This window comes from Pseudomonas sp. 43A (genome assembly GCF_013363935.1).
GTDB lineage: Bacteria > Pseudomonadota > Gammaproteobacteria > Pseudomonadales > Pseudomonadaceae > Aquipseudomonas > Aquipseudomonas crudilactis.
Genome location: NZ_CP054880.1, coordinates 3,120,261 through 3,140,129 on the forward strand (window position 1 = coordinate 3,120,261; position 19,869 = coordinate 3,140,129).

General features: G+C 53.2%; 20 protein-coding genes and 1 pseudogene. 16 read left to right on the top strand and 5 right to left on the bottom strand.

The window, feature by feature from the left end:
• Nucleotides 1–62: 62 nt before the first annotated feature.
• Nucleotides 63–356 carry a helix-turn-helix domain-containing protein gene (locus HUW52_RS13920; protein ID WP_175553962.1) on the bottom strand — a complete coding sequence of 98 codons (294 nt, stop codon included), beginning with the start codon at nt 354–356 and terminating at the stop codon, nt 63–65.
• A 93-nt stretch (nt 357–449) separates the two neighbouring features.
• Here HUW52_RS13920 and HUW52_RS13925 point away from each other — a divergent pair, with 93 nt between their 5' ends.
• From HUW52_RS13925 to HUW52_RS13945, 6 genes are all read left to right on the top strand, one after another.
• Nucleotides 450–878: a hypothetical protein gene (locus HUW52_RS13925; RefSeq protein WP_175553963.1), complete on the top strand. Its 429-nt coding sequence runs from the start codon at nt 450–452 to the stop codon at nt 876–878.
• A 105-nt stretch (nt 879–983) separates the two neighbouring features.
• Nucleotides 984–1,184, top strand: coding sequence for a BPSL0761 family protein (locus tag HUW52_RS30795; protein ID WP_371929251.1), 201 nt, complete (start codon nt 984–986; stop codon nt 1,182–1,184).
• A 502-nt stretch (nt 1,185–1,686) separates the two neighbouring features.
• Entirely contained in the window at nt 1,687–3,972 is a 2,286-nt protein-coding gene (locus HUW52_RS13930; RefSeq protein ID WP_175553964.1) for a restriction endonuclease, read from the top strand.
• A gap of 371 nt (nt 3,973–4,343) precedes the next feature.
• On the top strand, nt 4,344–4,667 hold the full coding sequence (locus HUW52_RS13935; protein WP_175553594.1) for a transposase: 324 nt from the start codon (nt 4,344–4,346) through the stop codon (nt 4,665–4,667).
• The gene (gene tnpB, locus HUW52_RS30375; protein ID WP_122864106.1) at nt 4,664–4,999 is read left to right on the top strand and encodes an IS66 family insertion sequence element accessory protein TnpB; all 336 of its coding nucleotides are present in this window, start codon (nt 4,664–4,666) and stop codon (nt 4,997–4,999) included. Before HUW52_RS13935 ends, tnpB (HUW52_RS30375) begins: the two co-directional genes overlap by 4 nt.
• Before the next feature lie 60 nt (nt 5,000–5,059).
• The gene (locus HUW52_RS13945; protein WP_175553596.1) at nt 5,060–6,586 is read left to right on the top strand and encodes an IS66 family transposase; all 1,527 of its coding nucleotides are present in this window, start codon (nt 5,060–5,062) and stop codon (nt 6,584–6,586) included.
• A gap of 178 nt (nt 6,587–6,764) precedes the next feature.
• Here the strand turns inward: HUW52_RS13945 and HUW52_RS13950 are convergent, their stop codons facing one another.
• Nucleotides 6,765–7,667 carry a LysR family transcriptional regulator gene (locus HUW52_RS13950; RefSeq protein WP_175553597.1) on the bottom strand — a complete coding sequence of 301 codons (903 nt, stop codon included), beginning with the start codon at nt 7,665–7,667 and terminating at the stop codon, nt 6,765–6,767.
• Between HUW52_RS13950 and HUW52_RS13955 the strand changes: the two genes are divergently transcribed.
• The 6 genes and pseudogenes from HUW52_RS13955 to HUW52_RS13980 all read left to right on the top strand — a co-directional run.
• Complete coding sequence (locus tag HUW52_RS13955; RefSeq protein ID WP_256668117.1) at nt 7,666–8,772, top strand: NADP-dependent oxidoreductase; 1,107 nt, start codon at nt 7,666–7,668, stop codon at nt 8,770–8,772. The genes HUW52_RS13950 and HUW52_RS13955 overlap by 2 nt on opposite strands.
• Before the next feature lie 60 nt (nt 8,773–8,832).
• Nucleotides 8,833–9,135: a putative quinol monooxygenase gene (locus HUW52_RS13960; protein ID WP_175553598.1), complete on the top strand. Its 303-nt coding sequence runs from the start codon at nt 8,833–8,835 to the stop codon at nt 9,133–9,135.
• A 409-nt stretch (nt 9,136–9,544) separates the two neighbouring features.
• The gene (locus HUW52_RS13965; protein ID WP_256668311.1) at nt 9,545–9,877 is read left to right on the top strand and encodes a transposase; all 333 of its coding nucleotides are present in this window, start codon (nt 9,545–9,547) and stop codon (nt 9,875–9,877) included.
• Complete coding sequence (gene tnpB, locus HUW52_RS13970) at nt 9,874–10,209, top strand: IS66 family insertion sequence element accessory protein TnpB (RefSeq protein ID WP_175553966.1); 336 nt, start codon at nt 9,874–9,876, stop codon at nt 10,207–10,209. The genes HUW52_RS13965 and tnpB (HUW52_RS13970) overlap by 4 nt, the downstream gene beginning before the upstream one ends.
• Nucleotides 10,210–10,289: 80 nt before the next feature.
• The gene (locus HUW52_RS13975; protein ID WP_175553967.1) at nt 10,290–11,846 is read left to right on the top strand and encodes an IS66 family transposase; all 1,557 of its coding nucleotides are present in this window, start codon (nt 10,290–10,292) and stop codon (nt 11,844–11,846) included.
• Nucleotides 11,847–11,857: 11 nt separating this feature from the next.
• Nucleotides 11,858–11,962 (top strand): annotated as a pseudogene (locus HUW52_RS13980) (AAA family ATPase); the annotation flags it as partial.
• A 185-nt stretch (nt 11,963–12,147) separates the two neighbouring features.
• On the opposite strand, the gene HUW52_RS13985 reads toward HUW52_RS13980, so the two are convergent.
• Genes HUW52_RS13985 through HUW52_RS13995 form a run of 3 tightly spaced genes read right to left on the bottom strand, consistent with a single transcriptional unit; the run spans nt 12,148 to nt 14,243 of the window.
• The gene (locus tag HUW52_RS13985) at nt 12,148–12,993 is read right to left on the bottom strand and encodes a pirin family protein (protein WP_027912985.1); all 846 of its coding nucleotides are present in this window, start codon (nt 12,991–12,993) and stop codon (nt 12,148–12,150) included.
• A gap of 10 nt (nt 12,994–13,003) precedes the next feature.
• The gene (locus HUW52_RS13990; protein WP_175553968.1) at nt 13,004–13,597 is read right to left on the bottom strand and encodes an NADPH-dependent F420 reductase; all 594 of its coding nucleotides are present in this window, start codon (nt 13,595–13,597) and stop codon (nt 13,004–13,006) included.
• Between the two features lie 37 nt (nt 13,598–13,634).
• Nucleotides 13,635–14,243: an FMN-dependent NADH-azoreductase gene (locus HUW52_RS13995; RefSeq protein WP_175553969.1), complete on the bottom strand. Its 609-nt coding sequence runs from the start codon at nt 14,241–14,243 to the stop codon at nt 13,635–13,637.
• A gap of 116 nt (nt 14,244–14,359) precedes the next feature.
• Here HUW52_RS13995 and HUW52_RS14000 point away from each other — a divergent pair, with 116 nt between their 5' ends.
• The 4 genes from HUW52_RS14000 (at nt 14,360) to HUW52_RS14015 (ending at nt 19,807) form a co-directional block, all read left to right on the top strand.
• On the top strand, nt 14,360–15,259 hold the full coding sequence (locus tag HUW52_RS14000; protein ID WP_003203818.1) for a LysR family transcriptional regulator: 900 nt from the start codon (nt 14,360–14,362) through the stop codon (nt 15,257–15,259).
• A 656-nt stretch (nt 15,260–15,915) separates the two neighbouring features.
• The gene (locus HUW52_RS14005; protein ID WP_175553970.1) at nt 15,916–16,932 is read left to right on the top strand and encodes a hypothetical protein; all 1,017 of its coding nucleotides are present in this window, start codon (nt 15,916–15,918) and stop codon (nt 16,930–16,932) included.
• Nucleotides 16,933–17,503: 571 nt separating this feature from the next.
• Nucleotides 17,504–18,829, top strand: coding sequence for a lysine N(6)-hydroxylase/L-ornithine N(5)-oxygenase family protein (locus HUW52_RS14010; protein ID WP_175553971.1), 1,326 nt, complete (start codon nt 17,504–17,506; stop codon nt 18,827–18,829).
• Between the two features lie 3 nt (nt 18,830–18,832).
• Nucleotides 18,833–19,807, top strand: coding sequence for a GNAT family N-acetyltransferase (locus HUW52_RS14015; RefSeq protein ID WP_175553972.1), 975 nt, complete (start codon nt 18,833–18,835; stop codon nt 19,805–19,807).
• Nucleotides 19,808–19,869 lie beyond the last annotated feature (62 nt).

The window sequence follows — 19,869 nt, forward strand, 5'->3', positions numbered from 1 at the left end:
CTAGCAATTCAATATAAAAATATGCGCTCTTGATGTCAACGCTCAGCACGTTACCCCGCTAGCTATGTTGCGGGAGCGTTTACGATGAATTGCAGCTCCCTGTTTATGCGTGCAAGGAAGGTCTCAACGTCAGTTTCGCCCTCCTTTCGCATGTAGCACGCCGATAATAGGCTGACGGGGTGAACATCAAGCACTTGGCAAAGCTCGGCTAGCTTCTCTAGGGTCGGATTGGTGGCTCCACGTTCCAACAAACTGATGTTGGTGCGGCTGCTCACAATCGAGAAGTCTTCCTGCGTGAGGCCTTTTTGATGGCGTACGTGTCTCAAGGATGCTCCAAACGCGTCTTTCAGTTCCATTTTGCGATCTCACAAAAGGAACGATGGAGCGATATTGCACAATATATGACTACAACATATATTGGTCATTCGTGATTCAGGGGGGAGGTATCGATGAGTAGAGACCGCGAAGCGTCGGAAATTCTTACCGGCCTTTTTGATACCGACTTTCTCGCTCAACCCTTCATCCGTCAGGCAATGGCGTGCCCCTGGTTTTATCTAGAAGCACAGATCCGTGAGGGTGAAAATTTCGTCGGCGAAATGCTAATGATCTCTTCATTTGAGTCATTGAAATCTATTCTCTCACTCCGACATGAGTCCTTTCGGGTCCAGTCAATAAAATTCGTCACTCCCAGTTTCGTAAATCAAACTGGAGACTGGAAAATGGAGCCTCTTTTGGAGGCGATTGAGGCAACAGACCAAAACGGGGAGCTCATTTCTCTCTTCAGGGTTTCCGGCCAAACCTACTCGAACTTAGGAGATACCCCGGAAACGAATCTGCAAAATGTCAAAGTCTTATTCCCGCTACAGCATGAGGTTTGACCACCAGTGGCTAGGCTGTCTCATCGGCGCAATCGACTCAACTTGGATGATTTTTTGGGCGCACATTGAGCTGCCTCGGAAGAACATCCATCCACTGGAGTGAGCATGACGTTGGCAGATAAACGTAAAAGATCTCTCATTCATGCCAGGGATTTTTTGATTGATCTTTCCGGTGACCACTCGGTTGCTGAACCCTTGCGCCTAAGGGCTTTTCATCTATTAAGGCACTATCCTGATCCGACTGAAATTCTGTCAGCCGTGTTTTCTGATGATCAATCACATTGCGTTGATTCACCCGCCCCTTAAGCGCCGTTACTTGCGTTCTGTTCGCCAATAAGCTGACAATTGTGAAGTGCGCGAGTCGACCCGGTTCAGCCCTTCGCCCCCAGTGGAAATTGCCGTTGCTAACTGATCGCAATGGGGCGATTCTGCTGAGCTTTAGGTCGGTGTTTACAGCGGAAAATTAAGCGTCTGATATTCAGATCCAACGGTGGCGCAGAAGTGAGCAGGTGTACCACCACCGCACCCCGTCACTTCGCGGATCGAATCTGGTAAAGAAAATAGACTTTCAGTAGAGAAATTCGATCGAGTTGACGTCATTGTATAACCGCTTGCTGTCCTGACATCGTAGTAGTATTAGCTGGCAGCGCGAAATCGTCGTTCTACCAGGCACTCCGCCTCGCCTCGTAACTCTCGTGTCATGCTGATCGCATCACGTCAGATTCGAGGGCAAAGGTACCTGTGAATGATCTTATGTCTGACGAGCATGAGCGACCTGGCTTGGCGCGGATTGGAGTAACAATGCAGCATGAGCTACGACTTCAGAAATCTCTCATCAGCGGACTTTGAGGATCTAGTCCGTGACCTCATCGGAAAAGAAGAGGGGGTTCGCTTTGAGGCATTCTGTGCAGGCCCAGATGGTGGTATTGACGGTCGGCACGCGCACGCCAGCGGGAACGTTGTTCTACAGGCGAAGCATTATGAAGGTTCGCCGTTCAGCAAGTTAACCGCGGCCATGAAGCGTGAACGTTCTTCAATCGATAGACTGGCCCCCGGCCGCTACATACTCGCGACTTCTTGTAGGTTCACGCCGCTTGGCAAAAACAGGCTCTCCCCACTCATAGGGCCAAGTTTGAAATCAGAGGCGGATATTTTCGGTCCGGAGGATCTCAATGGTCTTCTCCGGAAGTACCCAGAAATTCTCAAGTCGCACATCAAACTCTGGCTCTCGGGTGTGGGGGTTCTGGAGCGCGTAGTACATGCGGCGGCCCACACCTTTGCAGCGCTAACCCTCGAAGATATTGAACAAAAAGTTCGTGTCTACGCCGCAAACCCTAGCTTCGACGAATCACTGGTCACGCTAGAAAAGCATCGGCTTCTGATCATATCCGGGCCGCCGGGCGTCGGAAAAACCACATTGGCCGAGATGCTTTGTTACACATTTTTAAGCGAGGAGTGGGAGCTTATTCCTATACGAAGCCTTGAAGACGGTTTCGCGGCCATTAAAGACAGCAAGAAGCAAATTTTTCTTTTCGATGACTTCCTTGGAAAAGTCGCCCTCGATCGACAAGCTTTGGCGCATAAAGACTCTGATCTTGCGCGCTTTATGAGCCGCATACGTCGCTCACCGAATGCCCGTTTCATTCTGACAACAAGGGGTTATATATTTGAAGAAGCCCGTAGAGTCTCTGAACATCTTGGTGATCAGCGCCTCGATGTGACGAAATATGTGCTTGATGTTGGCATTTACACTCGTCGAATCAAGGCGCGGATTCTCTACAATCATCTTTTCGTGTCAGAGACGCCGCAGTCGCATATCCGGGCGTTACTGGAGAGTAAGAGTCTCCCAGAAATCGTTGATCACAAAAATTATAACCCACGTGTCATCGAGGCAATGACCGATGCATTTCGCGTCGGTGACATTGAACCCATCAACTATCCCGCTGCCTTTATCGGCGCCCTGAACAATCCGAGCCAGATTTGGGACACCGCGTTCCGAACGCACATTGACCATCGTTGTAGGCATCTACTGATGGCGATGTTTTTCCTCTCAGAATACGGTGTCTCAATTACGACTCTTCGCTCATCTTTCGATATCCTGCATACCTCGATGAGCATGACCTATGGTCTGCCGCACGGTCCTAAAGATTTCGAAGAAGTCCTTCGTATTCTGGAAGGTAGTTTCGTCAATGTCGTCATCTTCGATAGGCCAACGGTTTCTTTTCTTAACCCTTCGCTCAAAGACTATCTATCAACCTACCTGTTGGACACAGAACTCCTTATTCGCCTCGTTCCCACGGCGGTTTCAATCGACTGGCTGTCGAGCCTTTGGGACTTCGTGCATACGTCTGGGCTTAGCGAGGCCGACCAAGCAAAGATCGCTAGAGCCTGCGCAGATAAGGTCGAGATGATCGAAGAGCGCCCAAACTGGCGGCCGCGAGCCGGTGACGCTCGCTCGCTCGAATACAATGATGCCGCAAACTCCCGGCGACTCCGGATGCTGATGGATTGGTGGGAGATCACTGACGATCAACGGTTTGCAGATAGCATAATCAGGGTCGCGCGCAATCCACAGCAGGGCTTCAGTCCATGGTCAGATGGGGAGGCTCTGATCGAGTTCTTTTCCCTGCGAGGCGGGAGTGGTTATGACCGGCCGTTCATTTATGAAGCCGAATTTCTAGAGCTCATCGAAAAGGCACTCACCGACGTCATACGCTGGAGTTCAAGTGACATGCTCTCCACCCTTGTCGATGCAGTGGATGCTGCGAATGGACTGCCCGATAGCATCACCTGTGCCTTGCAGACGGCTGTGCTAGAGGAGTTCGAGGATAACGCTAGCCGCATTCGCGAGGACGATAGCGAGTCCTCCCTATCGGACCGGATCGATGCCTTAAAAAAGTTCGCGCCGCGGTTTGGTGTGCCGGAAACTGAGTTGAATAGCGCCGTCTCAGCCATCGAGGATCGAATGGGCGAGATTGAAGACCGAAGCAGTCGCGCACCCTCTCCGAATATCCCCTTATCGAGCAAGCGAGACGGGGAAAAATTTGACGACCGCGCTCTTCGAGACCTGTTTACCCCTCTCCTTGATCGCTAGGCCAGCTTCGCGGAATGGGTGCGTCTCCCTTCGTAACGTATTGGAACTGTCTCTTGTCGTGTTCTCTGCATCCCGACCGTCTGGTATTGATCCAGGCTGTGTGGAAACTTAAGCGTCCGGCCAAGTCACCTTCCAAAGTCCAGCATTAATGGCGAGTGGCCGCGTATTTTAAGCGGGCGCGATGACCCTTATCTCCCAACGCCTGATTGCCCACAGTCGCCCCTTAGTCGCAAGCGTCCGGTGATCTCACCTTGAAATTACATGATCCGTATGCGTCCGGCCAAGTCATCTACCCGACCCAGCAAAGCCAGGACATGGTGTGCACTTAAATTTAAGTGGACACCAGTTCTAGCCTTTTAAGCGGGTAATTCATGCAGCCAACACGCCGTTCCTATTCCAAATCCTTCAAGGCCCAAGTCATTCAAGAGTGTGCCCAGCCCGGTGCTTCGATTGCCAGCATCGCACTCAGCCATAACCTCAATGCAAACCTCGTCCACAAATGGATTCGGCTGCAATCGCAGAAAAGCACGGTGCTCCAACCTGCATTCATCCCGCTGCCTATACACGAAACAGCCCACGGATCCTCCGCGAATATCAGCGTTGAAATTCTGCACCCGCGCGGCACCGTCAAAGTGAACTGGCCAACCGATAATGCTGCTGCCTGTGCCGCATTCCTTCGAGACCTTTTGCGATGATCCGCATCGACGCCATCTGGCTTGCCACCGAGCCTATGGACATGCGTGCCGGAACTGAAACGGCGCTGGCCAGAGTGATCGCGGTGTTCGGTGCGGCAAAGCCGCACTGCGCCTATCTGTTTGCCAATCGCCGCGCGACTCGGGTCAAAGTGCTGGTACACGATGGGATTGGCGTCTGGCTGGCGGCACGTCGCTTGAACCAAGGTAAATTCCATTGGCCAGGTGTTCGGCAAGGCCATGAATTGCAGTTGGATACAGAGCAACTTCAGGCCCTGGTGCTCGGCCTACCTTGGCAACGGGTTGGCGTTGGCGGTGCAATCACGGTGCTTTAGAAACTGTAATTAGAATCTTGGTTTGCTGTCGCAGACGGTCTGCTTTGGTAAATCCACGGCATGACTCCCTCACCCAATCTCGATCAAATGACTCCCGACCAACTGCGTGCATTCGCTGCGCAATTGCTGTCGCAAGTCGAGACCATGGACAAGAAGATTAACCGCGATCAAACGGTGATAGAGAAGCTGACCTACGAGATCGCACAGCTCAAGCGTTTGAAGTTTGCCAAGCGCAGCGAGCAGATGAGCCCTGATCAGGCCAGCCTGCTTGATGACCTGATCGATACTGATATCGCGGCGATTGAGGCCGAGTTTCAGGCGTTGCAACTAGCACCAGCGGCGACCGAGGAAAAGCAAAAGCCCAAGCGCACGGCATTGCCGGCAGAATTTCCACGCACGTTGATCCATCACGAACCGAATAACACTCACTGCCCATGCGGCTGCGCACTGAAGCGCATCGGTGAAGATGTCAGTGAAAAGCTGGACTACACGCCGGGCGTGTTTACCGTTGAGCGCCATGTTCGTGGCAAGTGGGTTTGCGATGACTGCGAAACGCTGATCCAGGCGCCGGTGCCGGCGCACGTTATCGACAAGGGCATTCCGACGGCCGGGTTACTTGCCCACGTCATGATTGCGAAGTTCGCTGACCATCTTCCGCTTTACCGTCAGGAATCGATTTTTGGTCGTGCCGGCTTGGCGATTCAACGCTCCACGTTGGCTCAGTGGGTTGGCATGACAGGTGTGCAGTTGCAGCCCCTGGTTGATGCATTGCGGGAAGTAGTGATCGGGCAACAGGTCATGCACGCGGATGAAACACCCGTGCAAATGCTTGCTCCAGGCTCGAAAAAAACTCACCGATCTTATGTTTGGGCGTACGCCACCAGCCAGTTCTGTGAGACAGCCGCTGTCGTCTACGACTTCAGCCCCAGCCGCGCTGGCGAGCATGCTCGTAACTTCCTGCAAGGCTGGAAAGGCAAGTTGGTCTGCGATGATTTTGGCGGTTACAAGGCCAGCTTCGAACTCGGCGTGACTGAGATCGGCTGCATGGCCCATGCTCGGCGCAAGTTCTTCGAGTTGCACGCAACCAATAAGAGCCAGATCGCCGAGCAGGCCCTGCGCTATATCCAACTGTTGTACGAAGTCGAGAGCGAAGTGCGCGACCTGGAGCCGAATTTACGGCGCCGAATACGGCAAGAAAAAGCCGTACCGGTGATGGATAGGTTGCATGCCTGGATGATCGCGCAGCGTGATGTTGTGCCCGAAGGGGCGGCTATCAGTAGAGCGCTCGATTACAGCCTCAAACGCTGGGCAGCGCTGTCGCGCTACCTCGATGACGGGGCGGTTCCGATTGATAATAATTGGGCGGAGAACCAGATCCGGCCATGGGCTCTTGGGCGCAAGAACTGGCTCTTCGCCGGGTCGCTACACAGCGGGAAACGGGCGGCGGCGATCATGAGTTTGATCCAGTCAGCGCGGCTTAATGGTCATGACCCGTACGCCTATCTAAAGGATGTCCTCACGCGCCTGCCGACGCAGCGGGCGAGTGAAATTGATCAGTTGCTGCCGCATAAGTGGCGAGCGGCTTGATCGCGTAAGACGTGATACCGTACGCGTAAACTCACTTGCGAACGGTGTTCCAAGCTCTATGACACAGCCTCCAAAAGGCTCCGAGTGTATTTCCGCATTCCTGCGCTTCAAATAGGCAGCAGGTATAGCGCTACTATGTAAAAGCACCACAAGCGAAGGCTAACGACGTGCGGTGACTTTAGAGCGTTTCGATCAACACTTCTATGAAAGCACGCACAGCCGGGTTGGCGCGACGACTCTCTGGCCATATGGCGGTGATGTTGTGCCGGTCTACCGCAAAGTCGGACAGAATCGGGATTAACTCTTTGCGTTTCACCCAGGGAGCAGCCATAAAGCTGGCTGCCATTCCAATGCCTGCGCCCGCTGCAATTGCCACTATAACGGCCTCACTGGCATCAACGATCAACGGCGATGAGGGCAATATTTCAATCTCTTTATCCCCAATCCGAATCGGCCAGCGAAACGCTTGCCCTGTGCTTTGATAACGCAGATTTACCGTTTCGTGCGCCGCCAGCTCATCAGGATGCCTAGGGGTTCCGCACCTAGCCAAATAATCGGGCGATGCGTAGCAGCAGAGCCTGTATGGCGAGAGTCTGCGAGAAAGGAGAGATGAATCTGCAAGGTCACCGATCCGTATCGCAAGATCGACCCCCTCCTCAACGAGGCCCACGAAGTGGTCGCTCAGCCTCAAGTCGACCACCACCTTAGGGTAACGTTTGCGAAACTCCGTAATGGCCGGGACGATCATGTGCAGACCAATCGGGAGTGATGTCGCAATTCGTAAAGTCCCTGCTGGTTCGGAACGTGCTGACTTCGCTACCTGCTCAATCTCTTCTGCATGGCGCAGTAGCTGTAGCGCGCGCTCATGCAGGTCTCGGCCATCCGCTGTTAGCGTCAGGGAACGCGTCGTACGTGTGAAGAGAGATACGCCGAAATGACGCTCCAACCGCTGCACGCTTTTGCTTATAGCGGAGGGAGAGACCGCTAACGAGCGAGCTGCGGCAGTGTAGCTGCCTAGAGAACCAGCGCGGGCGAACGCGATTAAGCCTGTCAGGCTTTCGAGACCAATTTGTGCCTTCATGGCAACATTAAAGCGAACCAGAGCGCTATTATCAACCTCGCTGTATCATCATAACATCTGTCATCCAAGTGATTCTCTGAACGAGATTATGATGATCGACATGATGAAAGCGGTGCAACTGCACGAATTCGGTGGCCCCGAAGTCTTGCGCTATGAAGATGTTACTCGGCCCTTAGCGGGGCCCGGCGAAGTCTTGGTTCGCATAAACGCAGCAAGTCTCAACCCACCAGACCTCTACCTGCGAGATGGCTTTCGGTCGCTGCCGCCTGAATGGCAGCCGGATCCAACCTTTCCGCTGATCCTCGGCACTGATATATCGGGCGTCGTTGCGGCAATTGGGGACGAGGTGTCCGGGCTAAGCGTGGGTGATGAAGTCTACGCAATGGTGCGCTTCCCGGCAGACCTGATGAAGGGCAGTGGCGCCTATGCCGAATATGTCCGCGTCGCCGTATCCGAACTGGCTTTGAAACCAAATGGTATAGATCATGTACAGGCAGCCGGTGCGCCGATGTCTCTGCTAACTGCCTGGCAGTTTTTGATTGACCCTGGTCATGATTTGCCGAACCCATTCCAATCGTTCCGACATACACCGGTCTTACTGGAAGGCAAAACGATTCTGGTTAATGGCGCTGGGGGTGGAGTTGGGCACTTGGCAGTGCAAATTGCCAAATGGAAAGGTGCGCGAGTAATAGCAGTCGCCTCAGGGAAGCATGAAGGACTTCTTCGCGACCTAGGAGCCGATGAGTTCATCGACTACACCAAAGTTGCAGCCGAGACGGTCGCAAGTGATGTTGACGTAGTGATTGACGCTGTCGGCGGCCGGAATATGGAACGCTTTCTGAGTGTTATCAAAGAGGGAGGCTCGCTCTTCTTGGTTAACCCTCTAGGCTTCTCGGGACACGATGAAGCAGCTGGTTTAGGGGTCACTGTTTCCTCGACACAAGTGCGCTCCGATGGCGCCCAACTAGCAGAGGCAGGGCGCTTGCTTGAGGACGGTAGCATTCGTGTCGTGATCGACAGCATATTCCCATTGGCCGAAGCCTCGGCTGCCCATGCGCGAGCTTTACTGGACGGTATCCAGGGTAAGGTCGTGCTTATCACCTGAGTAACCGATTCCCCGACAAAACATTCGATGCTGCGTCGGGGTAGTCGCTGAAGGAAGCACATGCTTATAATTACCGGTTACCTCTACATCGCTCCAACTGATCTGTCCCAATTTCTGGCTGATTTTCATGTTCTTTCCGTCGCCACGCGACAGCGTGAGGGCAACATCTCTTATGACGCGGGGATAGATGATCAGCGGGCCGGACGGTTGATTTTATCGGAACGTTGGGCTGACCAACGCGCACTCAGCGCTCACCTTGGTTCCGTCGACACTGCTCAGTTCATCAATAAGTGGCAGGGGCGGATGCATGGTGATATTCGAAAGTACGACGCATCCAACGAGAGAGATCTTACGGAAGCGTAGGGGAATCAGTACGCGGCAGGCGTGTTTTTACACACGCTGGCAACACTATTGCAGTGTCGGTATCAACGTTACTGTCCGGCGAAGTCACCCTCTCGAACTAAGCTTTAAAGGCGATGGTGTTCACTTAAAAATTCGTGGACAACATCACTTCTATCGCCGAGATCGCCAGGTGCCATGGCATCAACGTTAACTTGCTTGAGAACGAATAGGTGACTTGGCCGGACGGTTACCATGATCCCAGGCCAGCTGTAGGATTTAGAAATTAATGCGACATTTTGGGAGTTAATGCGACAAAAGACACTGCATAGTAACCGGCCGGCTAACACACCTTACTGACCCCACCGCCAAAGGCGATGATGTCCACCTCATTTAAGTGGACACCAGTTCTAGCCTTTCAAGAGGGTCTTTCATGCAGCCACAACGCCGTTCCTATTCCAAGTCGTTCAAGGCCCAAGTCATTCAAGAGTGCGCCCAGCCCGGAGCCTCGATTGCCAGCATCGCGCTGAACCACAGCCTCAACGCGAACCTCGTCCACAAGTGGATTCGGCTGCAACCGCAGAAAAGCACGGCGCTACAACCCGCTTTTGTTTCACTGCCCATGCCACTCGCCAGCACGGTGTTACAAGCGGCATCATCGAACATCAGCGTTGAGATCCAGCATCCGAGCGGCACCGTAAAAATTAATTGGCCAGCCGACAGCGCGGCTGTCTGTGCGACCTTTCTTCGAGACCTGTTGCGATGATCCGCATCGACGCCATCTGGCTCGCCACCGACCCCATGGACATGCGCGCCGGGACTGACACCGCGCTGGCGCGGGTGGTGGCCGTGTTCGGTGCGGCGCAGCCGCACTGTGCTTATTTGTTTGCCAACCGCCGCGCCAATCGCCTGAAAGTGTTGGTGCACGATGGCCTAGGTATCTGGCTGGCGGCTCGCCGACTGCATCAAGGAAAGTTCTTCTGGCCAGGTTCTCGTCATGGCCTTCAGGTAGAGTTGAGCGATGAACAGCTTCGCGCTTTGGTGCTGGGGTTGCCTTGGCAAAGAGTCGGGCAAAATAGCGCGATTACCATGATGTAACACCTGCCATGGTCAGCGTCGTCAGGCAATTGTCCGATGAGCCTATCGTCGGTAGTGTTCTGTCCTGGCAAAATCGCGGCATGACTTCGCTACCCAATCTCGACCAACTGAGCCCTGAACAACTGCGCACTATCGCGGTGCAGTTGATGCAGCGCGTCGAGAGTCTCGATCAAAAAGTCGAGTCCATGGACAAGCAGATCCACCACTACAAAACGGTCAACGACAAGCTGACCCATGAGATCGCACAGCTCAAGCGTTTCAAGTTTGCCAAGCGCAGCGAGCAACTAAACCTGTATCAAGCCAGTCTGCTCGATGAGCATATCGACGCCGACATCGCGGCCATCGAAGCTGAGCTTGAGGCGCTGCAACCCGCTCCAACCCCTACCGTGGCCCGGCAGAAACCAAAACGCACCGCCTTGCCGTCCGAGTTTCCACGCACGAAGATCCATCACGAACCCGATAACACGCAGTGCAGCTGTGGCTGCGCTCTCAAGCGTATCGGCGAGGACGTCAGTGAGAAACTCGACTACACGCCCGGCGTGTTCACTGTCGAACAGCACATCCGTGGCAAGTGGGTCTGTGATCAAGGCGAAACGCTGATCCAGGCACCGGTTCCGGCGCAAATCATCGACAAAGGCATCCCCACGGCAGGTCTGCTGGCTCAAGTGATGATCGCCAAATACGGTGATCATTTGCCGCTGTACCGTCAGGAAAATATCTTTGGTAGGGCCGGCCTCGCCATCCCGCGCTCGACCATGGCGCAGTGGGTCGGTCTCTGCGGTGTGCAACTGCAACCGCTGGTTGATGCGCTGCGCGAAGTGGTACTTGCCCACAACGTGGTGCACTCCGATGAAACACCGGTACAGGTGCTCATGCCTGGCGAGAAGAAAACCCATCGAGCATACGTCTGGGCCTACGCGACCACCGCGTCTGCCGATGTCCGCGCGGTGGTGTACGACTTCAGCCCAAGCCGCTCGGGCGAACACTCTCGTGCCTTCCTGCAAGACTGGAAAGGCAAACTGGTGTGCGACGATTTTGGTGGCTACAAGGCCAGTTTTGCACTGGGCGTCATCGAAATTGGCTGCATGGCCCATGCCCGGCGCAAGTTCTTCGACCTGCATGCCACCAATAAAAGCACGCTCGCCGAGCAAGCCCTGGGCTATATCCAGTTGCTGTACGAAATCGAAAGTGAAATCCGCGACCTGGAGCCAGATGCACGGCGACGAATACGACAAGAAAAAGCCGTCCCCGTAATGGACATGCTGCACGCCTGGATGATCGCCCAGCGTGAGCTTGTGCACGATGCCGTGGCCATCGCCAAGGCTCTGGATTACATTCTGAAACGCTGGACGGCGTTGTCACGTTATCTGGATGACGGCGCGGTGCCTATTGATAACAACCATATAGAGCAGCAAATCCGGCCATGGGCTCTTGGACGCAAGAACTGGCTCTTTGCGGGGTCGTTACGCAGCGGTCAACGCGCGGCTGCGCTGATGAGCCTGATCCAATCGGCCAAGCTTAACGGGCATGATCCGTATGCTTATCTCAAAGATGTACTAACGCGGCTGCCTACGCAGCGCGCCAGTGGGATCGCCGAGCTGTTGCCGCATAACTGGTTGCCGTTACGCAACCTATAATGCCTTCGCTTACCTACCGCCTGCAACACAGTACCTTGGCCGCCCAGACAAAGATCAAGTCACGGGAACGAAAGCGTAAGGACGGAGATGGTATCGAGGACGATGAGCCGTTTTGATCCGCACCATAAGTGCCCTGCTGCATGCCTGCATGCGGTCGGGCCCGATGCGTCTTCAACCGGGACACTGCTGCTAAGCTTATCCACAATTGCTGGGGCAAAAGTCAGCAATCCGTCCTGGGTCAATTTTCCATCGGCAGGGTGGGTCAGTTTTCAATCAGCGCCAACACACAGTGCTTTGTTACTCAAAACCGCCCAGTCTGAAAGTCGACAAACGCCTCTTGAATCTCTTCCTCTGTATTCATCACGAAGGGGCCTCCAAGAGCGATAGGTTCGCGCAATGGACTGCCTGAGAAGAACAGCAACCGGGCATCCGTATTCTCGGCGCTGAGCGTGACCTCTGACTGCCCACTTTTCTCAGAGCGGGTCAGCCATGCCAGTTGGCTGGCCGGGACGAGCCTCCCAGCCTCCCCAATTTTCGGTATGCCTGCCAAGACGTACATGAAAGCGTTGTCTGTGGCTGGGAGCATCTGCCGAAATGACGCTCCGCGCTCAATTCGCACATCCAGCATTATGATTGGAACATGATTGAGAGTGGACGAGCTTACGCTCCCGGACTGACCCGAGAAGACTCGAACCTCGACCCCCGGCTCTCGCCTGACGGGCATCGTGCTGCCAGCTAGATCCTGATAACGCGGCTCGGACATCTTCAGTGCCGCTGGCAAGTTCACCCATAGTTGCAACGTATGGGCAATCGTTCCTGGAAGCGCATTTTCTTCGTGGTAAACCCCTCGACCCGCTGTCATCCATTGAGCGCCGTCTGCTTTGATCATGCCCCCATTCCCAGCGCTGTCACGATGCTCGACAACCCCATCAATCACAAAGGTCACTGTCTCCATGCCTCGGTGTGGATGACGAGGAAATGCTCCACGGGGCATCCAGTCCTCGGCCATCACTACGAAGGGATCGGAAAAGGTTGGATCACCATCTATCAGTCGGCGAGCCCGATGCCCGGCCATACGTCCAGCTGAGGTGTCAGGGTTAGCAACACGAGCTACCTCACGAACGAACATCGGCTCGTCAGTCTTCATGCTCATCGCCTTATTTGAGTGGATGCTCGATCAAGTTGTGAAGCACCAGTGGGCCAGGAATGTGAAGAAGGCGACCACCTTCATCGATTCGCCCGACAAGGATTGGCGAGAACCCGAGTTGCTCTGCTAAGGCTTTGACGGTCGAGGCAGCTTTTTCGTCGTTGCTAGAGACGAATACGACACGCCGTCCGCCATCCTGAGAGGGATCTCGGGCCAGTACGCCAGCCGGAAGTTGGTTGAAAGCTTTGACGACCGACGCGCCTGGCAGCGCTTGGGCAACAATGTCAGAAGAGAGCCGTCCCGCAAGTGTTTCCGGTGGTACACCATAGGCGTTGGTCTGATCGATGATGATCTTGCCAGCCCAGTCGGATCGACTACGAGCGAGAGCCTCCACTGCGATAAATGGAAGTGCCAGGAATAGAACGTCGGCAGAGAGCGCCTCTTCCAAAGAGGTGGCTGTGACCATTTCTCCCAACTCTGCTGTGAGGGGGAGAATCGTTTCTGGCCCTCTAGTGTTCGCAATAGATACTGGAATCGCGACCCGGGCAAATTGGCGAGCAATGGCGGTTCCGACGTTACCGGAACCAATAATGGCGTATTTCATTTTCGAACTCCTGAAGAAAAAATGAAAATTGATTTGATCAAGCGCCAATCGTGGCGATTTCTTGAAGAGCCCTATTTATCGCCTCATCCTTGGCCTCTGGACTTACAGCCAAGCCTTCCGCGCGCACGACTCGTGTATCCGTGACGCCCAGAAATCCCAATAGCCCGATCAAGTAGCTCTCTTGATGTTCTAAAGCTGCTGCAGGACTACCTGGCGAATACACACCACCACGTGATGAAGCGATGTAAGCCTGCTTTCCTTTCAAGAGGCCTTCTGGGCCAGTGGCGGTGTATTGGAACGATTTGCCTGCTATCGCGACCCGGTCAATCCAGGACTTGAGCGTGCTCGGGATCGTCAGGTTGTACATAGGCGCACCTATTACCACGATCTGCGAATCGAGGAGTTCTTGCAGATAGCTATTTCCCTTGAAAAGGTCGTTCACCAACATTGGGTCTTTGGTCACAGTGCCTTGCCAGGCTGATAGATGCTCCAAGGAAAGATGTAGTGCAGGGTCTTGGCCAAGATCTCGGTAAATCACCTTGCTGTCCGGGTGGAGCGCAGCGAGGCGCGCGACGATCTGCGAAGACAGGGTACGGCTGACAGACGCGTCGCCTAGGATGCTGGCGTCAAGATGGAGGATTTGCATTTCATTCACCAAGCTTACGGTTTAATGGGCATGTGAAAGATGAGCTGTTCTTGAGGATCTGAAAAGACGGTATATTGAGATGCTATGTATCGCTAATTCGGATGGATGGGGGCGGGATGCTCGACGGTGTATCGCTTGATCAGCTAAGAACATTTGTCGCTGCCGTAGACGAAGGCAGTTTTTCTGCGGCCGCGAGGAAACTCAACAGGGTGCAATCGGCAGTGAGCGGCTGGGTGAGCGGCTTGGAGGATCAGATTGGGGTAACGCTTTTTGATCGTTCAGGTCGTTTCCCCAAATTGACACCCCAAGGTGCTCTGCTGCTGACAGATGCGCGCAGCATCATTTCGGCCGTCGACACTCTGAAGGCGCGAGCCAAGCTCATGACGTCAGGGCTGGAACCTGAATTATCCGTAGTAGTTGACGTGTTCTTTCCGACGTCTGCCATTACTGCCGTAGTCAAAGAGTTTGCCGAGCGATTCCCGCATACCCGCCTAAAGATTTTCGTCGAAGGCCTCGGTGCGGGCTATCAACCGATACTCGATGGTCGGTGCAGCCTTGGTATCCTGGCATCACTGCCAGTTTCATTTCCCACCCTGTCAATCGAGAGAATTGGCGAATTCTCTTTAGTGGTGGTGGCATCAGTTGATCATCCGCTATCCAGGCTGAGTGGGAAGATTCCTCGGCGGGAATTGGCCAAGCACGTTCAACTGGTGCTGACGGATCGATCAGAACTGCTGGCGGGGAAGGACTTTGGCGTGCTGTCGCCTTCGACCTGGCGTCTGGCTGATCTATCGACGAAGTACGCGTTCCTCAAGGATGGTGTTGGATGGGGCAGCATGCCTTGGCACATGGTCGAACAGGACTTAGTTGCTGGCGCTCTGGCTACGCTCGATGTGGAAGGTTCGCCGAAGGAGGGAGTTAAAATAGATATCTGCGCAGTTCACGCGACAGACTCACTGCCGGGGCCAGCTGGACAATGGCTGATTGATCGACTCAGTTGCTCCCCAATCTATTGACCACGATGCTCGAAATTTCTGGGCCGTGGTCGCGGAGATCTTCGTGTTGACTGAAGACTGCCGATGGAGCAGGGGGTAGTGTTGCGGGGGGAGTTTGTATCAGGAGAGGCGCGGGTCAGTTTCACAAGGTGTGTTTGGTGTTCGCTTACACTGCATGAATAACCATGAGGGTTAGTTCTCCGCTGGTTGCAAAGTGAAAACGCAATCGCAGGCCGCGGGAGGTTCATTCAAGCGGCATCAAGATGTATCAAAATTAAGGAGTTTATCTTCCGGACATAAACTCACTAATTTCGATACATATGCACTGACTGAGGAGGTCAACCTGAATCGCGATGAGCGTGTTTGAGTGATCACATCCCTACACCGGCGCTTGGCCGACCAAAGACGGCCCTATCAGATCGTTCTTGATCACGTTCGGAAGAATCGCGCACTCGAACTGCTTAGTAACTCACACTCGACAATTGAAGAATTGTGACTTATGAAGTGAGATTCATCGAAGTTCACAACTTCCGCAGAGCGCTCAAGAGATGCACCGGACACGGACCACGGCAGTAAATCCAACGCGTCTTGCGCAAATTCGGCGGAATCAGCTCGAGAAATCAGTGTAAAGTCAGTACCGTTTCCAATGGGTTCTCAAATCAAAAGGATTTTGTTAAATGAAAAGTAATGCACTGTATTTCCCATCGATTGATTTACCTCAGGATGCGTGGAGCGCCAGAGCTCTATTGTATTGGGACGGTTTAGCTACCATCATTCCCATGGCTCACCTAGAGGGTCCTGAAGAAGTGAGCTATTTCATGCAAGGCCTGTTGTCAGAAGGACTTGTACGGCCCGTCATACCTGCACAGCACTTATACGAATGCCGGAGTTTTTCGGAGAATTTTATTTCTTACCTGGACGAGAAATTGCGCTTGGGTACGCTGCCGGGCCGGGATGCCCCTAATCTGGGTTTCAAACGAATTCACGCTGAAAAACTTGAAGATGTGCCCCAATTTCTTTCAAGACAGAGGCTCGCTTACGAGATAACCAATGGCTGGTATGATGTTAGGGAGGATGTAGCTGATCAGTTCATGTTTTATCTCGCCGCCTGCCTGGGAGCAATGGAACGAGTTGACGCAATACCTGTGACTGATGGCAAAGCGTTTTCAAAACGCCCATTTACCCCACCTTCATCCAGTCGTTCGCGTCACGTGGACAAAGCGCGACAAGTGGTACTGAATAACATACTTCCAGCCCCAGCTGGGGGGGTAACGGTTGATCAGTTACTGTTTTTCAAAGAGAAACATGGCCACCTTTTACCGAGGTTTCGTCAGAGTGTAGAAGAGCATTGCGTTCTGATAGCGGGCATTCTGGACGCAGAATTGCGGCTGGAAAGTACTAATAACTTCATCATGCGTTGCAAACAAGAAGTGAAGCAAATCGAGGATGCAATGAGGCCCACTTTCGGGAGCATCATGTTTACCTCGCTGTTACCTCTATTAGGTTCCGGTATAGGCTTTGATGTGAATGGGGGAGCGCGAAACTATGCGGCAGGAGCTATTACTCTCGCTACAGCCATTTACGACACGGTCTCTCTTGTTCGGGAGCATCGCGACATTGAGGTGAACCATCCGCTTGCTTATGTTGCTCGTGCTAGTGGGTTCAACTTTAATAGTTTTTACGTGCCGGAATGATTCCGCTCTAGCATTCCGGGAGTGAGGTAGCATACACGGTCTGGCTAGCGGACGAGCATCAGCGCCGAAAATGTCGGCCCTGATGCTGCTATTTCAGCCTCTTTTGACCATTTTCTGTTATGGCGAATATCAATCGCAGTTTGTGTCACTTTCACCTAGTTGGTCCTCGCATAGAAGGCGAACGATATCCCCATCCTCTGCGATAGAGTTTTTCCACCAAAGCGATATCTCCTAGTGCCTCCTCTCGAGAGCTTTTCCAATCAGTGAAGGCTACTTCTGCTTGATAAGCGGCGATTGATTTTATGAGACAGTCTGTAAAAGCGACATGTCCTTTCGCCTATGTTATTCACCAATACCAAATACTTAAGCGTTTCGGGATTTTTAGAGGCGGCAATCGGAGACCTTCCTTTGTACAGGCGGGCAAAAGGGGGGGGGACCTTGGTTTTTGGTTACGAATACGCGTATGGGATTGATAGAGCCACCTCTAGGCGATTAAACAACTCAGCAGTGTACTTCGTCTTGTTGAGCAGAAAGCTCGTTTCACGACCACAAGACATCTGGAGACTACATAATGAACCCATGCAGTGCTACGCCTTTGGACCTGATTGGTATTGGCTTTGGTCCCTCTAACTTGGCCTTGGCGATCGCTTTGCAGGAGCAAGCGGGTCTGCTAAATCGTGGTTACAGTGCGCTTTTTTTGGATAAACAAATCGACTACCGCTGGCACGGTAATACGTTGGTTAGTCAGAGTGAATTGCAAATTTCCTTCCTGAAGGACTTAGTTACATTGCGCAATCCCACTAGTCCATACACCTTCGTCAATTATTTACTTCAGCAAGGCCGTTTGGTTGATTTTATTAATCTGGGTACTTTTTACCCCTGCCGGCTCGAGTATAACGATTATCTACGTTGGGTTGCTGAGAGCTTCAATCGGCAGTCTGCCTACGGCCAGACGGTGACGGCCGTCGAACCTGTTAACAATCAAGGCAAGGTGGAATTGTTGCAGGTTTGCAGCCATGATGCGCAAGGGCGCGAGCACAAGCGCTTAGCGCGTTCGATCGTCCTCTCCACGGGAGGTACACCCCGTATTCCTAGGCAGTTTTTGCGCCTGCGTGGGGACCGCCGAGTATTTCATCACTCCCAATATTTGGAGCGGATGGCAGAGCAGCAATGTGCTCGTCATGAACCGATGCGAATCGCCGTAATTGGTGGAGGTCAGAGTGCCGCAGAGGCCTTCATTGATCTCAATGACAGCTACCCGTCCGTGCAGGTTGATATGATTACGCGGGCGGCGGTGCTCAAACCTGCCGACGACAGTCCTTTCGTCAATGCCATTTTTTCACCCGAGTACACTGAGCTTGTATTTAATGAGCCCGAGCAAGAGCGGGAAAAACTGATTGCTGAGTTTCAAAATACGAACTACTCGGTTGTCGATCTGAACCTGATCGAACGCATATACGGCATATTCTATCGACAAAAAGTTGCGCAGCAGTTTCGTCACGGTTTCCTCTGTCATCGTCAGGTAGAGTGCGCGGAAGCTACGGCCGAAGGTATCGACTTGACGCTGCGTGATACTGCTACGGGCGAGACTCGAACCCATCGCTATGACGCGATTATCCTTGCAACCGGCTATGAGCGTGTCTCGCACCATCAAATTCTGGAACCGTTACATGAGTATGTGGGCAACATGGCAGTGAGTCGCGATTATCGTGTTAAGACCGATCCGCGAATGACGGCGGGTGTTTATTTGCAGGGGTTCAGTCAGTCAAGTCACGGGCTGAGTGACACCTTGCTTTCGGTTCTTCCGGCGCGAGCCCATGAAATCGCGGTCTCTTTGTTCGATCATTGGACAGATTCCGCATCAATTGACGAAACTACTTTTCAGCGCAGGGCGTGAGACATGAATCAGACCTTGCCTTGGCCAGATGGCCGCACTTTGAGCATTGATGTAGAAACAGGATCATTCAGCCTGGATGGGCAACTCTTATTACGAGCTCATCTCGACAATCAACGCTGGTATTTAGAGTCCAGCGAAGATCTGTTTTGGGCATATTGGGCCTTAGGATATTGGCATTTTTCAAATGATCCTGAATGTCAGGTGTTGAAGCTGGGTCAGGGCCAGTTCTCCGCGGCGTTACTTTGCCAAGGCTTAATACAGTCTGATGGTCAAGATGGCTGGCAGATTGAGCGCAGTACATTTTGGCAATTGCCTTGGCCGTGTTTGCGCGGTCCTTCCAGCGCCGGCTATCCACTGCGATATGTAACGAGTGAAAGGGCGCGCCATCCATCGCGTCCACCTAAGCCTGAAGGAGAGGTGTACCGCCGATTTGATCCAGCGCTGGGCAGTTGGATTTCGTTTCGCGCACTCGACCCCTTAGCTGATCTCGCTCTGTTCCATCGCTGGCAGAACGATCCGCGAGTAAATGCGTTTTGGAATGAAGCTGGCTCCATCGAGCAGCATCGTGAATACCTTCGGAGGCAAGCTGAAGACCCACACATTTATAGTCTTATCGGTTCATTTGATGATCAACCGTTTGGCTACTTTGAAGTGTATTGGGCCAAAGAGGACCGGATTGCACCATTTTGTGATGCGGGCGACTACGATCGAGGTATGCATGTGCTTGTGGGAGAGGCTGCGCATAGAGGGGCGCACAAGGTGCATAGTTGGTTCCCAGCACTGACCCACTATTTGTTTCTAGATGAGTGTCGAACCCAGCGCATCGTGACTGAGCCTCGTGCTGACAATACGACGATTATCACTCATATGCTTCAGATGGGTTATTGGCATGAAAAAAACTTTGATTTTCCTCATAAGCGGGCTGCGCTAGTGGTGCTGAGTCGAGAGCGCTTCTTTGATCGGTGTGCGTTACGCTGATGGGTGTGTTGTAGAGAGATCCAGTGGGCGGTTTACCGCCCGCTGGGCTTGGAGATTGGAGG